Consider the following 14573-nt stretch of genomic DNA (forward strand, 5'->3'; position numbering starts at 1 on the left):
TCTCACCATCGCCCGATACGCCGCCCGACGCGACGTTCGGAACACCACCTGAAATCGAGCTGCCGTCCCCGCAGGGAGGCAGGGGGGACACCCTTATGAGCCCAGTCCTGATCGCAGTCATCGGAGTCGTCGTACTCCTGGTGCTGCTCGCCCTCGTCGTCATCACCCGCTACAAGGTCGCCGGGCCCAGCGAGGCGTTCATCATCACCGGCCGCCGCGGCAAGAAGTCGACCGACCCGGTCACCGGCCGCACCAGCATCGACAACAGCGGTCAGAAGGTCGTCGTCGGCGGCGGAGTCTTCGTCGTCCCGTTCGTCCAGCAGAAGTTCACCCTGGACCTGTCCAGCCGGCACATCCCGGTGGCCGTGCGCGGGGCCGTCACCCTGCGCGGTGTGAAGTCGCACCTCGAAGGCGTCGCGATCGTCAAGGTCGGCGGCAGCGAGGAAGCGATCAGGGCCGCGGCCCAGCGCTTCCTCCAGCAGCAGAACGGCATCGTCGGCTTCACCCAGGAAGTGCTCTCCGGCGCGCTGCGCGCCATCGTCGGCCGGATGTCGGTCGAGGACATCATCCGCGACCGTGCCGCGTTCGCCGGACAGGTCGCGGAGGAGGCCGAGGCGAGCCTCTCCGGGCAGGGCCTGATCCTGGACGCCTTCCAGATCCAGGACATCACGACCGAGGGCTCCTACCTCGAAGACCTCGGCCGCCCCGAGGCCGCCCGCGCCAAGCAGGAGGCGGACATCGCCGAGGCGATCGCCCGGCGTGCCTCCGAGCAGGCCCGGCTCAAGGCCGCCGAGGAGATCGCGATCGCCGAGCGGACCTTCTACCTCAAGCAGGCCGAGATCAAGGCCGAGACGGAAGCCGCCGCGGCCAAGGCCAACGCGGCGGGCCCGCTCGCCGAGGCGGCCCGCCAGCAGGAGGTCCTCGCGGAGCAGGAGAAGGTCGCCGAGCGCCAGGCGGCGCTGACCGACCGCGAACTCGACACCAAGGTCCGCAAGCCCGCCGACGCCGCCCGTTACCGGGCCGAGCAGGAGGCCGAGGCCCGCCGGATAGCCCAGGTCAAGGAGGCCGAGGCGGACGCCGAGCGCTCCCGGCTGACCGGTCAGGGCGAGAAGCTGCACCGCTCGGCCCTCGCCGACGCCGTACGCATCGAGGGCGAGGCGGAGGCCGCGGCCATCGCCGCCAGGGGTGCGGCCGAGGCCGAGGCCATGCAGAAGAAGGCGGACGCGTTCGCGCAGTACGGCGACGCGGCCGTGCTCCAGATGCTGGTCGAGGTGCTGCCGCAGGTCGTCGCCAAGGCGTCCGAGCCGCTGAGCGCCATCGACAAGCTGACCGTGATCTCGACGGACGGGGCGAGTCAGCTGTCGCGTACGGTCACGGACAACGTCGCCCAGGGCATGGAACTGCTCAGCTCCACGACGGGCGTCGACCTGGCGGCCCTGCTGAAGAACCTCAAGGGCGGTGCGGCTGCCACGGCTTCGGACGGCCCGTCCGCTCAGGGTCCGGAGGCGGCCGCATCCGGCTCCGCCTCCGCCAACGGGAAGATCGAGATCACCGACTGATCAGCCCCGCACCCCGCCCGCGCCCGGCGTCAGTCCGAGAGGTCCACCCGCACCGTGAGCAGGTTCGTCCCCAGAGCCCGCACCACGGCGCTGTTGGAGCGCGGCAGCCTCTTGAGCCGGGCGCGGGCGTCGTCCCCGGGGAGCGGGTGGGCGGTGCCGGTGTGCCACCGGCCCTTGATCCGGACCCGCACCCGGGGGTCGGCCTGGATGTTGCGTACGTACTGAGACTTCTCGCCGTACTCCGAGACCAGCCAGAACTCAGGTCCCACGCGGCTGCCGCCGACCGGGGTGCGGCGCGGGAGACCGGAGTTGCGGCCCGTCGTCTCCAGAAGGGTCTGCGAGCGCGAGCGTCTGGCGAGCGGGTTGACGACATGCCGCTGGAACGACGTGACCACTCGGAACTTGAGCTCTCGGCTGTCCGGCATTCCCGTTTCCTTCCCGGAAGGCGGCCCCCACAGGCGGCGGAAGCCTCCGGATAAGGTAATGGGCAGCTAAAAAGATCACCAAGTGTGTCGCCGTGACGCCGCATCTCTCGGGAGGAAGCCATGGGAACCCACCGCACCACACTGCCCGGAGTCGGCGTGCAGTACGACTACACGACCGAGTCGGGACAGCACATCTCCGTCGTCGTCCACCACGACGGGCGGCGGTTCATCGGCTTCTACGACCAGGACGACCCCGATTCGTGCCGGCTCTCGGTACCCCTGACACCACAGGAGGCCACCGGCCTCGCACACCTCATCGACGCCGCACCGATCGACGCCGTACGGACCGAGGGCATCGATCTCGTCACCGAGCACATACCGCTCGGGACGCGCTCCCCGTACGGCGGGCGGCTGCTCGGGGACACCCGGGCGCGGACGCGGACGGGGGCCTCGATCGTGGCCGTGCTGCGGACGCACAGCGCGCATCCCTCGCCCGGGCCGGACTTCCGGCTGGCCATCGGGGACACGCTCGTCGTCGTCGGTACGCGTGAGGGCGTCGACTCGCTCTCCGAGATCATTGCGGAGGGCTGACCGTGCACGACACGACCGCGCTGCTGGTGGAGCTCGGCTCCGTCATCCTGGGCCTCGGAATCATCGGACGGTTCGCCGGACGCATAGGACTCTCACCGATCCCGCTGTATCTGCTGGTGGGGCTCGCCTTCGGGGACGGCGGGCTGCTGCCGCTGGGGGCCAGTGAGGAATTCACCGCCGTCGGCGCCGAGATCGGCGTCATCCTGCTGCTGCTCCTGCTCGGCCTGGAGTACAGCGCCTCCGAGCTGGTGACCAGCCTCAAGACGCAGTACCCGTCCGGGGCCGTGGACTTCGTGCTCAACGCGACCCCCGGGGCGGTGGCGGCGCTGCTGCTCGGGTGGGGGCCCGTGGGGGCCGTCGCACTGGCCGGGGTCACCTGGATCTCGTCGTCCGGGGTGATCGCGAAGGTGCTCACCGATCTGGGGCGCCTCGGCAACCGCGAGACGCCCGTCATCCTCGGTGTGCTGGTCATCGAGGACCTGTCGATGGCCGTCTATCTGCCGCTGCTCACCGCGATGCTCGCGGGCGTCGGCCTCGCCGGGGGCAGCGTCGCGCTGCTCATCGCGCTCGGCACCGTCGGGTTCGTGCTCTATCTGGCGCTGCGGCACGGGCGGCTGATCAGCCGGGCCGTGTCCTCCGACAACCCGGAGATGCTGCTCCTGGTCGTGCTCGGGCTGACCGTCCTGGTGGCCGGTGTGGCACAGGAGCTTCAGGTGTCCGCGGCCGTCGGGGCGTTCCTGGTCGGGATCGCGCTCTCGGGCGAGGTCGCCGAGGGGGCGCGCAAGCTGCTGACGCCGCTGCGGGATCTGTTCGCCGCCGTCTTCTTCGTGTTCTTCGGGCTCTCCACCGATCCGGCCGAGATTCCGCCGGTGCTGCTTCCGGCGGCGCTGCTGGCGATCGTCACCGTCCTCACCAAGATCGGCACCGGGTGGTACGCGGCCCGGCGCGCCGGAATCGGTTCGCGCGGCCGGTGGCGGGCCGGCGGGACGCTCGTCGCCCGCGGTGAGTTCTCCATCGTCATCGCCGGTCTGGCCGTGGCGACCGAGCCCCGTATCGGGCCCATCGCCACCGCGTACGTCCTCATCCTCGTCATCGTCGGACCGCTGACCGCCCGCTGGACCCAGCCCGCCGTGGCCAGGATCCAGGCGTGGCGGGAACGGGACCGGGACGGCAAGGGCGGCACGGGGAGCGGCGACGTTCCCGCGGTCCGTCCGGCGCCCGCGGTCCAAAAGGAGTTCGCCTCCTCCGCCGACTGAGGGCCCGGCTCCCGCAGCCGGACGCAGTGGTCACATGTCGTGGTGGGCGGGGAGGTCGGATGTCCAGCCCAGCGGGTACCCGTCCGAACCGTCCGCCGGTACGGACGGTTCGCCGCCCGCCGCGGTGAACGCGGTCAGCGCGTCGATCAGAGCGCTGCGCTGCTCCGGGGCGAGGCGTTCGACGATGGCGGCGATCTCCCGGCGGCGGCCCGCCGTGACGTCCTCGACCAGCCGATGGCCCTCCGGGGTCACCCGCAGCACCGTCTCCCGGCGGTTGGCGGGGTTCACCTCCCGTTCCGCGAGGCCTCCGACGATCAGCCGGTCCAGCATGCGCATCGCGGTCGACGGGTTCACCCCGAGCCGCTCGGCGAGCGTCACCAGCTTGGCGTTCCCGTGCGTGGACAGCACGACGAGCAGCCGGAACTGGGGCAGTGTCACCCTGTCCTCCACCGCCGCCAGGGAACGCGCCGAGAGGGCGACGAGCAGCCTGGACGCCGTCAGCACGGCACGCGTCACCCCCTCGACGTCGTCGTCCCCGCCCCGGTCCGACGGTCGGTCCTGATGTGCCTGTTCGTACGCGGCCATCCCCCTTTGTACCGTGCGGGCCGGCACTATCCGCAGAGGTGCCCGGCCGGTGCGCCGGTCCCGTCCGTACGGATCAGAGCGGGGTCGCCGCGTGCAGAATCCGCACCAGGGTCACCGCCGCGTTGAGCGACGAGAACGCCGAGACCGCTGTGCCCGCCGTCGCGACGAGGGCCGCGAGCGCTGCATGGGAGGACGACGGGGGCCACAGCCGCGCCTGCGGAACCGGGGCGAGCAGCGCCGCCACCCGGCGCGGTACGGGACCCGCGGCGGAGTCGAACTCGGAGGCGGCGGCGAAGGCCGCGAAGCCGACCGAGGCGTCCGGCGCCCGGTGCGAGAAAAGCGCCGCCTTGCCGACCGCGACCGCCACCACCCGCCGGTCGCCGACCGCACGCGCGGCCTCCTCGTCCGCCCACCGTTCGGTGCTGAACGCCACCGCCGTACGCAGCGGCATCAGGAACGGGTTGGCGCGCGCCGCGAGATGGGCGGCCAGCAGATAGCGGTGGTGACGGGCGGCCAGATGGGCCCGCTCATGTGCGACCAGGGCCCGCCGCTCACGGGCGTCCAGACACCGGATCATCGCGGTCGAGACGACGACCCGGCCAGGATCGCCGGGCAGCGCATAGGCGTACGGCTCCGGGTCCGGGAGCACCGCGACGTCGCCCGAGGTGACGGCAGAGGCGGCGGCCAGGGCGCGTCCGGCACGGATGCGCAGCCGCACATGGCGGTACACCGTCCATCCGCACGTCCCGACCACCGCCGCCAGCGCCCCGATCGCGACGATGCCCGCCTTCACCTCGTACGGCACCGCGTCCCGCACCTCAGGGTCCGACCAGCCGTCCGGGAGCGGATTGCCCGGGAGCTGGGCCGTACCGACCACCATCAGCAGGCCCAGGCACAGCGTGCTGCACAGGGCGAGCAGCGTTCCGACGGCGGCGAGCAGCCGGGTCGCGCTGCGGGGGTGCAGATGCTGTCCGGCGAGGCGCGCGATCGGCAGCGCGGTCAGCGGCAGCACGAGCGGCAGACAGACGAAGACACCCATCGGACCGCTATCGGCCTTCCGCGTCGGGGGAGTTGTCCGGGCCGTTCCCAGCGTCCGGATCCTCCGGGGCGTCCGCGCGGGCCAGCAGCGCGCGCAGCCGTTCCTCGTCGCCGGGGGACAGGGCCGAGATGAAGTGGGCGAGCACGGCGTCCCGGTCGCGTTCGCCGTCCAGTACGCGGCGCATCCGCAGGGCCGCGAGACCGGCCTCGTCGGAGGCGGACGTCCAGGTGTACGAGCGGCCCTCGCGGGACCTCGTCACGGCCTTCTTGGCGTGGAGGCGGGAGAGGATCGTGATGACGGTGGTGTACGCGAGGTCGCCGTCGAGGTGTTCCTGCACCCAGCCGGCCGTCGCGGGGCCGTTCGCCGAGTGCAGTACGGCGAGGACCTGGGCCTCCAGCTCTCCCTGCCCGCGCCTGCGCAGCCGCCGGCTGCCGGGGCGCAACTGATCGGGGCTCAGCGGCTCGGGCACTTCCTCACGGGGCGGCTCGTTGTCCGGGTGGTGGCCGTGCCTGGCCGAGTCCATCTGGGTCCGCCCTTCTGCGATGCCGCGTCAACGGCGGGGTCGCAGCATCCTACTTACCGCGGTTTCCGGGACACAGCGGGCGCCCATCCTGCTAACTTCTACACGTCTGTAGAGTTGGAATCCATTCCGGCAACACAACGCAACGCAACGTATGGAGACGTCATGGCACTGTGGGATCGGATCAAGGAATCCGCTTCGTCGATGCAGTCGCAGCTGGAAGCGAAGAAGAACGACCTGAAGAGCGGCGCGTTCCGTGATGCGAGCATGGCCATGTGCGCCCTGGTCGCCGCGGCCGACGGTTCCATCGACCCGTCCGAACGCCAGCGTGTCGCCTCGCTGATCGCCTCCAACGAAGTTCTGCAGAACTTCCCGGCGGACGATCTGCAGCGCCGCTTCAACGACTATGTGAACAAGCTCACCACCGACTTCGCCTTCGGCAAGGTCAGCGTGCTCCAGGAGATCGGCAAGGCGAAGAAGAAGCCCGCCGAGGCGCGTGCCGTCATCCAGATCGGCATCGTCATCGGCGGCGCCGACGGCGACTTCGACAAGTCGGAGCAGGCCGTCGTACGGGAGGCGTGCTTCGCGCTCGACCTTCCGCCGCACGAGTTCGACCTGTAGGCCTCCGCCTCCGCCTCCTTCCCGGGACCCCGCCCCCGCAGCAACACGCATCAGCAAGGCGTCACGGGTGCGGGGTCTCGCGTCAACGGAGCGTCAGGGCCGTGCCAACTCCCCCCGCCCATGGGCATAACGTGTTGGGTGCAGCACGCATGCACCCAGGGCACGTCGAGGAGGCACCCCATGTCCGAGCACAGCGGAACGGCCGGCCCCGAACCTCTTGATCCCGGCCCGGCCGGACTGCTCTTCGTCCCCGTCCGGCCGGGACCGGCAGCCTGCCGCACCGGTCGCACCGCGCGGTTCTTCCGTACGCCACTGGGCGAGCGCACCGCCGTCGGCTTCACCTCCCCGCACCGGCTCGCCGCCACCCTGGGCGACGCCCAGCCCTGGATCAGGCTCTCCGAACCGGCCCTGCGCGCGCTCGGTCTGCCGCTCGGAGTCACCGCCCTCACCGTCGACCCCCAACTGACCGCGCAGGCCCCCGGACGGGCCGCCCCGCCCGTCCCCGGGGCGCGCCGGGTCACAGCTCCTTGGCCGGCCAGTCCAGCAGCCGGGCTCCGATGACCGCCGTCTGCAATGTGTAGCGGTGCACCGGGTCGGACGGATCCGCACCGGTCAGCTGATGGATCCGCTCCAGCCGGTACGTCAGCGCCCGCACGCTCAGCGACAGCCTGCGGGCCGTCTCGGCGGCCACACAGCCCGCGTCGAAGTAGACCTTGAGCGTCTTCAGCAGGGGTTCGGCGCCGCCGCGCGCCCGCTGGAGCGGACCCAGCTGACTGCGCACCAGATCGGCCATCGCCTGCCGGTCCCTGGTCAGCACCGGGTAGACCAGCAGGTCGGCGGCGTACAGCACCGGATCGTCCAGATCCATCCGCTCGGCGAGATCGAGTGCGTCGAGCGCCTCGTCGTAGGAGTGGACCACGCCGCCGGGGCCCTGGTGGGGGCGGCCGACCGCGACCCGGCCGCCGTCCGTCGCCGCGTGCGACTGCTTGGCGAAATACCGCAGGACGTCGGGCTGGCTACCGGGGGCGATGCAGACCAGGCGCCCGTCCTTCGTCGTGATCAGGATCTTCCGGCCGCCGAAGCGCGCGAGCAGCGCCGCCTCGACCGTGCGCGGTACGGAGTCGGTCTCGGTGTACGCCTCCGGGCCCGTCGCCACCGCGACCGCGTGGGCGCGCGAGAGCCTCAGCCCGAACCGGGTGGCCCGCTCGGCGAGCCGGCCCAGATCGCTGCGCCCGTACAGCAGATCGTCGATGAACTCGCGGCGTGCCGCCTCCTCGCGGCGTACGGTCAGCCGCTGGGCCCGTTCGAAGCCCGCAGCGAAGGCGTCGACGGACTGCTCGACCGCGGCGAGCACCGAGTCGAGGGACGCCACATCGGCGGACGGGGTGAGCGGCCAGGCCGTACGGGTCGCGGCGAGATGGAGACCGACCAGGGCGCGCAGCTGGAATCCGGCCTCGGCGGCCTCCCTGCCCAGCAGGCGGCGGGCGTCGAGCTCGTCCCGCGTCAACCGGCGTCCGGTGGAGGCGACTTCGGCCAGGATGCGGGCATGGTCCGTCACATAATCGTCGGGTATCTCCGGCTCCGCCACGCGTACTCCCCAAATCCTGACGCGACATTGACACTCGCTCAACGCGCGGCGACCTGCCCCGGCGCTTTTCCCCGGCATCAACAAAGCATAAAGATTGCCGGATTCCGGCAGTGCGGCACAGAGCTCCGGATGACACGATCCGGTCAGCACCAACCGGGGGAACACGGGGGATACGGGGGAAGACCCGGTGCTGCGGCACCGCTCGACGCGGTGCCGCAGCACCGGGGTCACCGCCGGTCCGCCCGCACGGAAGCAGGGGGTCGTCGTCGGCCGGTTCACGAGCCTGACCCGTCCGGTCCTGCTGCACCGCAACGATGTCACCGGCCTCACCCGCGCGGGGCTCGCCTGCGCGGTATTCGCCCGGGCGCTGCTGACCACCCGGGACACGGTGCCGGCCGTGAACGCCGCGTACATCGCCTCCGTCGCGCAGACGGACGCGACGCGCACCGAACCGCCGTTCCGGCTGCAGGGCTCGTACCGCAACAGGAACGAGAGGAGCAAGGCATGCTGGGTCCCGTGTCTCCACTTCCCCTTCCCCAGCAGCCCCAACGCTCCCCGTTCACCGGCCACATGGTCGTCTGCGGCGATGACGCACTGGCCCAGCGGCTCGCCGTGGAGCTGCGTTACGTGTACGGGGAGCGGGTCACCCTCGTACTGCCGCCGGGGCCCGACGCGCGCCGGCCGGATCTGCCGCTGAACGGCCGGGGCCGGGCAGCGGCGCTATTCGGCCGGATGTCACAGGCGATGAACCGCAACGGCGGGAACGGCGGCAGCGGCGGCATCGGTCCCGCCGGGGCTTCCGGGAACGGCGACACCAACGCCGGAGTGGAAGCGGTACGCATCGTGGAGGCGCCGGAGCCCTCCGACGAGGCCCTCGAGGAGGCGGGCGTCGACACGGCCGCCGCACTGGCGCTCGTCTACGACGACGACGAGCGCAACATCCGCGCCGCGCTGACCGCCCGCCGCCTCAACCCCCGTGTCCGGCTGGTCATCCGGCTCTACAACCGCAAGCTCGGCCAGCACCTGGAGACCCTGCTCGACCAGGCCGCCGCCGTCGCCGCACCCGGCATCGACCCGGGCGCGCTGGACACCTCGACCACCGTCCTGTCCGACGCGGACACCGCCGCGCCCGCCCTCGCGGCGACCGTGCTCACCGGCTCCAGCAAGGTCATCCAGGCGGAGGGCCTGCTGCTGCGCGCCGCCGAACGCACCCCGCCCGAGGACGGCCGGATCGCCGACCCCGGCCTGTGCACCCTCGCGCTGCTCTCCTCCACCACCCATGACCCGGCGGGCGCCGAGGGCTCCGACAGCAGCGGCGCCGAAGGCCCCCAACTCCTGCCCGACGAACGGCAGGTGGCAGCGGCGACGGGGCGTGGGACGGTCGTCCTGGAGGCGGTCAGCGAGGCGGGCCCGGCCGGTCCGCCGCCCCGGATGGGCGGCAGGGGCGCACCACTCAGCCAGTTCTTCTCGCGACGGCTGCGCTGGTCGGCGCTGGGGGTCGGCCTGGCCGTGCTGGGCCTCGCCATCGCCTCCACGCTCACCACGGGCGACGATCCGCTGCACGCCGCTTATCTGACGCTGCTGGACCTGTTCGCGATGGGCGACCCGGCGATCGGCGACCCCCTGGCCCGTCAGGTGATCCAGCTCCTCTCGGGCGTGGCCGGGTTGATGCTGCTTCCGCTGCTCGTGGCGGGCGTGCTGGAGGCCTTCGGATCGCTGCGCACGGCCTCGTCCCTGCGCCGGCCGCCGCGAGGGCTGTCCGGCCATGTGGTGCTGCTGGGCCTCGGCAAGATCGGTACGCGGGTCCTCGTCCGGCTGCGTGAGCTCGGCATTCCCGTGGTGTGTGTGGAGGACGACCCGGACGCGCGCGGCATCCCCGTGGCGCGGCGGCTGCATGTACCGGTGGTCCTCGGTGACGTCACGCAGGAGGGCGTGCTGGAGGCGGCGAAGATCCAGCGCTCCCGTGCCCTCCTCGCCCTGACCAGCGTCGACACCACCAATCTGGAGGCGGCGCTGTACGCCCGCTCGGTCAAGCCGGATCTGCGCGTGGCCCTGCGCCTGTTCGACGACGAGTTCGCCACGGCCGTCTACCGCACCCTGCGCACCGCCCACCCGCAGGCCCTGACCCGCTCCCGCTCCGTCTCCCACCTGGCCGCGCCGTCCTTCGCGGTCGCCATGATGGGCCGGCAGATCCTGGGTGCGATTCCGGTCGAGCGGAAGGTGATGCTGTTCGCGGCCGTCGAGGTCGCGGGGCATCCTCAGCTGGAGGGCCGCACGGTCGAGCAGGCGTTCCGGGCGGGCGCCTGGCGGGTCCTGGCCCTGGACGCCACCCCGCCCGAGGACCGCCGCCCGGACCTCGCCACCCCCACCCGCACCTCCACGGACCGCCCCTCGGGCCTGGTCTGGGACCTGCACCCCGGCTACGTACTGCGCCACGAGGACCGCGTGGTGATCGCCGCGACCCGCCGCGGCCTGGCCGAACTACTGCGCAGACGCACCTCGTTGACACACCGCTGAGCCTGCGCGGAAAGCGGAGCCCGCGATATCCGGATGCCCGCCCGCATCCCCGCTCCCTACCCTCGCTCCCATGGGAACGGAACCCGAGACGGAACTCCTGAACGTCATAGACATCGAGGCGACCTGCTGGGACGGGCAGCCGCCGCCCGGGGCGGTCGGCGAGATCATCGAGATCGGGCTGACGGTCGTCGACCTGCGGGCGGCCGAGAGGATCGCCCGCCACCGGATCCTGGTCCGCCCGGCCCGGTCCACCGTCAGCGCCTTCTGCACCGAGCTGACCGGCCTGACGCAGGCCGAGGTCGACACCGGCCTGCCTTTTGCCGACGCCTGCCGGCTGCTGGCGGCCGGGCACGAGGCCGGGGCGCGCCCGTGGGCCAGCTGGGGCGACTACGACCACAACCAGTTCAGGCGCCAGTGCCGGGCGACAGGCACCCCGTACCCCTTCGGCCACGACGGCCGCCACACCAACGCCAAGATCCCCTTCACCGCCGCCCACGCCCTGCGCAAACGCCCCGGCATGGCCGAGGCCCTGCGGATCGCGGGGCTCCCCCTGGAAGGCCGCCACCACAGCGGCGCGGACGACGCGTGGAACATCGCGGCACTGGTCCTGGACATCGCGGCACGGGGCGCCTGGCCGACGGCGGGCTGACCGGCAGCCGGGCCTACAGCACGCCTCCCATGGCCGCCCGCACCTCCGCCAGCGTCGCGTCGGCCACGGCGTTGGCGCGCTCGTTGCCCGCCCGCAGCACCGACCGTACGTACCCCATGTCCTGCGCGTACTCCGCCCGCCGGGCCCGGATCGGCGCCATCGCGCTGTTGACGGCCTCGGTCACCGTCCGCTTGAGGACGGCGGCGCCCCCGCCGCCGATCTCCTCCGCCACCGCGTGCGGATCACGGTCCAGGCAGAGCGCGGCCAGCAGCACCAGACTCGACACCCCGGGCCGTCCCTCGGGGTCGTAGGTGATGTGCCGCTCGGCGTCGGTCTTCGCGCCCTTGATCAGCCGCGCCGTCTCGTCCGCGTCGGCGGCGAGCGCGATGGAGTTGGCGCGGCTCTTGCTCATCTTGGTGCCGTCGGTGCCGAGGAGGAGCGGCGCGGCGGAGAGCAGTGCCTCCGGTTCGGGGAAGACCGTCCCGTACCGCTCGTTGAACCGGCGTGCGACGGTCCGCGTCACTTCGAGGTGCGGCAGCTGGTCCCGTCCGACCGGCACCAGGTTGCCCTTGCAGAACAGGATGTCGGCGGCCTGATGCACGGGATACGTGAACATCAGCCCGCTGACGGCGGACTGCCGGGAGTGCGCGACCTCGTCCTTGACCGTGGGATTGCGGCCCAGCTCGGCGACGGAGACCAGGCTGAGGAAGGGCAGCATCAGCTGGTTGAGCGCGGGTACGGCGCTGTGGTTGAAGATCGTCGAGCGCGCCGGGTCGATCCCGATGGCCAGGTAGTCCAGCAGCAGCCCCTCGGTGATCTCGGTGAGCCGCTCGGCCACGTCCCGGTCGGTCAGCACCTGGTAGTCGGCGACGAGGACGAAGACGTCCACCCCGAGTTCCTGGAGCCGCACCCGGTTGTGGAGGGTGCCGAAGTAGTGCCCGAGGTGGAGCGCCCCGGTGGGCCGGTCGCCGGTCAGGACACGGAACCGGTCGGGCGTCCGCCGGATCCGCTCCTCCAGGTCGCCCGAATCGGAGGCACTGGCGGCGACGGTGGCAGTGGCAGTGGCAGTGGCAGTGACGGTCATGGGTCTCTCCTCGCGATGGTGTGTGCGTGGAGGACGGCCCGCCGTACGGGGGCAGCAGAAAGGGCCGTCCTTGTCGAACGGCCCTGATTCCGTGCAGATGGGGGCGGCCGCTCCTAGAAGGAGCGCCACCAGTTCCGGCACGGTACGGAGGTCATGGGGCGAGTGTACGGCCAGAAGCCGGCCATCCGCGGCGGCACAGCACAAGCCGGTACCCGTCCGGGTCCTCGACGGTGACGCCCCACTCGTTCCAGTACGGATTCGGCGACAGGACGCGTCTGCCGCCGTGCCCCTCCAGCCGCTCCACCGTCTCCTCGGGCACGGGGCCGTCCAGATAGAGGACGAGCAGGTCCTCCTCGGTGGGGTGCGGTGCGACGGGGTGGTTGCCGCCGTGGACGAGCTCCAGGTGCCAGGACGCATCCGGCAGCCCCACCATGAGCAGATCGTGCGCACCGGGCTCCCGGCCCGCCTCGGCGCGGAACAGCACGCCCAGCCCGAGCCCGCCCACCCAGAACCGCTCGGCCGCGGCGAGATCCCGTGACGGCCGGGCAAGGCGTACATGACTGCGTGCGGTGAACGGCACGGCGGTGCCCCTCCCTGACAGCGGCACGCCCCTCTGCGCGCCGGGGCCCGCAGCGTAGGCATCCGGAGCCGCCGCTCGCATCGGCACACGGCCCTGGTCCCCGCGACCGGGCACCTGCGACCGAGGATCTACGACCACGGCTCCACAGGGGCCCACGGCTCACTTCTTGGCGTGCTCGCCCACGTAGAAGAGGATCCAGATGAAGCCCGCGAAGAGGTGTGTGGCGAAGACGTACACGAAGACGCGCAGTGCCACGCCGCGTTCCTTCCAGCGCTCGCTGTCGCTGCTCTCGCTCACCGTGCCCGCCTCTCCTCGGCCGGGGGCGCGTGCGGCCTCCGTGACCCCCTCCAGAGTACGCACCGCCCACGCATCGGTTTCCCGACGGAATAGGTCAGGGGGGTGTCCCGTTGTAGGGTGTGTTCACATAGTTCAACGTTCAACTAATCAGGAGGCGGGCGCCATGGAGTTCGGGATCTTCACTGTCGGAGACGTCACCACCGACCCGACGACCGGCAGGACACCGAGCGAGCACGAGCGGATCAAGGCCACCGTCGCCATCGCGCAGAAGGCGGAGGAGGTCGGCCTGGACGTCTTCGCCACCGGCGAGCACCACAACCCGCCGTTCGTCCCGTCCTCGCCGACGACCACGCTCGGCTACATCGCCGCCCGCACCGAGAACCTGATCCTGTCCACGTCCACCACCCTCATCACCACCAACGACCCGGTGAAGATCGCCGAGGACTACGCGACGCTCCAGCACCTCGCGGACGGCCGCGTCGACCTGATGATGGGCCGCGGCAACACCGGCCCGGTCTACCCGTGGTTCGGCAAGGACATCCGCCAGGGCATCCCGCTCGCCATCGAGAACTACGCCCTGCTGCACAAGCTGTGGCGCGAGGACGTCGTCGACTGGGAGGGCAAGTTCCGTACGCCGCTGCAGTCCTTCACCGCGACCCCGCGCCCGCTGGACGGCGTCCCGCCGTTCGTCTGGCACGGCTCCATCCGCTCCCCGGAAATCGCCGAACAGGCCGCGTACTACGGCGACGGCTACTTCCACAACAACATCTTCTGGCCCATCGAGCACACCAGGAAGATGGTCAACCTCTACCGCCAGCGGTACGCGCACTACGGGCACGGCACCGCCGAGCAGGCCATCGTCGGCCTCGGCGGCCAGGTGTTCATGCGGAAGAACTCGCAGGACGCGGTACGGGAGTTCCGCCCGTACTTCGACAACGCGCCGGTCTACGGCCACGGCCCGTCGCTGGAGGACTTCTCGCAGCAGACGCCGCTGACCGTCGGCTCCCCGCAGGAGGTCATCGAGCGGACCCTCTCGTTCCGTGACGCCGTGGGCGACTACCAGCGCCAGCTGTTCCTGATGGACCACGCGGGACTGCCGCTGAAGACGGTCCTGGAACAGCTCGACATCCTCGGCGAGGAGGTCGTCCCGGTGCTGCGCAAGGAGTTCGCCAGCCTGCGGCCGGCCGGAGTCCCGGACTCCGCCCCCGTACACCCGGCCGTCGCCGCCCGCACGGCCCTCACCGCCACGAAGGAGGCCTGAC

General features: G+C 71.7%; 16 protein-coding genes. 8 read left to right on the top strand and 8 right to left on the bottom strand.

Annotated elements, in window-relative coordinates; all coding sequences use genetic code 11:
• The first annotated feature begins 95 nt into the window (after window positions 1-95).
• On the top strand, window positions 96-1559 hold the full coding sequence (locus tag OG507_RS19105) for a flotillin family protein (RefSeq protein WP_327368400.1): 1464 nt from the start codon (window positions 96-98) through the stop codon (window positions 1557-1559).
• A gap of 29 nt (window positions 1560-1588) precedes the next feature.
• Here OG507_RS19105 and OG507_RS19110 read toward each other — a convergent pair whose 3' ends face one another.
• Window positions 1589-1984 carry a nitroreductase/quinone reductase family protein gene (locus tag OG507_RS19110; protein ID WP_327368401.1) on the bottom strand — a complete coding sequence of 132 codons (396 nt, stop codon included), beginning with the start codon at window positions 1982-1984 and terminating at the stop codon, window positions 1589-1591.
• A 120-nt stretch (window positions 1985-2104) separates the two neighbouring features.
• On the opposite strand from OG507_RS19110, the gene OG507_RS19115 reads away from it, so the two are divergent.
• Together OG507_RS19115 and OG507_RS19120 are read left to right on the top strand one after the other, a co-directional pair.
• Window positions 2105-2575: a cation:proton antiporter regulatory subunit gene (locus OG507_RS19115; RefSeq protein ID WP_327368402.1), complete on the top strand. Its 471-nt coding sequence runs from the start codon at window positions 2105-2107 to the stop codon at window positions 2573-2575.
• Window positions 2576-2577: 2 nt separating this feature from the next.
• Window positions 2578-3831 carry a cation:proton antiporter gene (locus OG507_RS19120; RefSeq protein WP_327368403.1) on the top strand — a complete coding sequence of 418 codons (1254 nt, stop codon included), beginning with the start codon at window positions 2578-2580 and terminating at the stop codon, window positions 3829-3831.
• A 30-nt stretch (window positions 3832-3861) separates the two neighbouring features.
• Here the strand turns inward: OG507_RS19120 and OG507_RS19125 are convergent, their stop codons facing one another.
• The 3 genes from OG507_RS19125 to OG507_RS19135 all read right to left on the bottom strand — a co-directional run bounded on the left by OG507_RS19125 (window position 3862) and on the right by OG507_RS19135 (window position 5978).
• On the bottom strand, window positions 3862-4416 hold the full coding sequence (locus tag OG507_RS19125; protein WP_327368404.1) for a MarR family winged helix-turn-helix transcriptional regulator: 555 nt from the start codon (window positions 4414-4416) through the stop codon (window positions 3862-3864).
• A gap of 73 nt (window positions 4417-4489) precedes the next feature.
• Window positions 4490-5455, bottom strand: a complete 966-nt coding sequence (locus OG507_RS19130; RefSeq protein WP_327368405.1) for a M56 family metallopeptidase — start codon at window positions 5453-5455, stop codon at window positions 4490-4492.
• 7 nt (window positions 5456-5462) lie between these two features.
• A complete protein-coding gene (locus OG507_RS19135; protein ID WP_327368406.1) occupies window positions 5463-5978 on the bottom strand; it encodes a BlaI/MecI/CopY family transcriptional regulator in 516 nt (171 codons plus the stop codon).
• A 162-nt stretch (window positions 5979-6140) separates the two neighbouring features.
• Between OG507_RS19135 and OG507_RS19140 the strand changes: the two genes are divergently transcribed.
• Together OG507_RS19140 and OG507_RS19145 are read left to right on the top strand one after the other, a co-directional pair.
• Window positions 6141-6596: a tellurite resistance TerB family protein gene (locus OG507_RS19140; protein ID WP_327368407.1), complete on the top strand. Its 456-nt coding sequence runs from the start codon at window positions 6141-6143 to the stop codon at window positions 6594-6596.
• A 180-nt stretch (window positions 6597-6776) separates the two neighbouring features.
• Window positions 6777-7157 (top strand): SAV_915 family protein, encoded by a 381-nt coding sequence (locus OG507_RS19145; protein ID WP_327368408.1) that lies wholly within the window; start codon window positions 6777-6779, stop codon window positions 7155-7157.
• Here the strand turns inward: OG507_RS19145 and OG507_RS19150 are convergent.
• On the bottom strand, window positions 7114-8184 hold the full coding sequence (locus OG507_RS19150) for a PucR family transcriptional regulator (RefSeq protein ID WP_327368409.1): 1071 nt from the start codon (window positions 8182-8184) through the stop codon (window positions 7114-7116). The genes OG507_RS19145 and OG507_RS19150 overlap by 44 nt on opposite strands.
• A 504-nt stretch (window positions 8185-8688) precedes the next feature.
• On the opposite strand from OG507_RS19150, the gene OG507_RS19155 reads away from it, so the two are divergent.
• A complete protein-coding gene (locus OG507_RS19155; RefSeq protein ID WP_327368410.1) occupies window positions 8689-10701 on the top strand; it encodes an NAD-binding protein in 2013 nt (670 codons plus the stop codon).
• 70 nt (window positions 10702-10771) lie between these two features.
• Entirely contained in the window at window positions 10772-11350 is a 579-nt protein-coding gene (locus tag OG507_RS19160; RefSeq protein ID WP_327368411.1) for a 3'-5' exonuclease, read from the top strand.
• Between the two features lie 13 nt (window positions 11351-11363).
• On the opposite strand, the gene trpS is transcribed toward OG507_RS19160, so the two are convergent.
• The 3 genes from trpS to OG507_RS19175 form a co-directional block, all read right to left on the bottom strand.
• Window positions 11364-12434 carry a tryptophan--tRNA ligase gene (gene trpS, locus OG507_RS19165; RefSeq protein ID WP_327368412.1) on the bottom strand — a complete coding sequence of 357 codons (1071 nt, stop codon included), beginning with the start codon at window positions 12432-12434 and terminating at the stop codon, window positions 11364-11366.
• A gap of 151 nt (window positions 12435-12585) precedes the next feature.
• Window positions 12586-13014, bottom strand: a complete 429-nt coding sequence (locus tag OG507_RS19170; protein ID WP_327368413.1) for a VOC family protein — start codon at window positions 13012-13014, stop codon at window positions 12586-12588.
• Window positions 13015-13173: 159 nt separating this feature from the next.
• On the bottom strand, window positions 13174-13311 hold the full coding sequence (locus tag OG507_RS19175; RefSeq protein ID WP_327368414.1) for a DUF6126 family protein: 138 nt from the start codon (window positions 13309-13311) through the stop codon (window positions 13174-13176).
• A 163-nt stretch (window positions 13312-13474) separates the two neighbouring features.
• Here OG507_RS19175 and OG507_RS19180 point away from each other — a divergent pair, with 163 nt between their 5' ends.
• Window positions 13475-14572 (top strand): LLM class flavin-dependent oxidoreductase, encoded by a 1098-nt coding sequence (locus OG507_RS19180; RefSeq protein ID WP_327368415.1) that lies wholly within the window; start codon window positions 13475-13477, stop codon window positions 14570-14572.
• The last annotated feature ends 1 nt before the right edge of the window (window position 14573 follow it).

The sequence above is a fragment of the Streptomyces sp. NBC_01217 genome, from assembly GCF_035994185.1.
Taxonomy (GTDB): Bacteria; Actinomycetota; Actinomycetes; order Streptomycetales; family Streptomycetaceae; genus Streptomyces.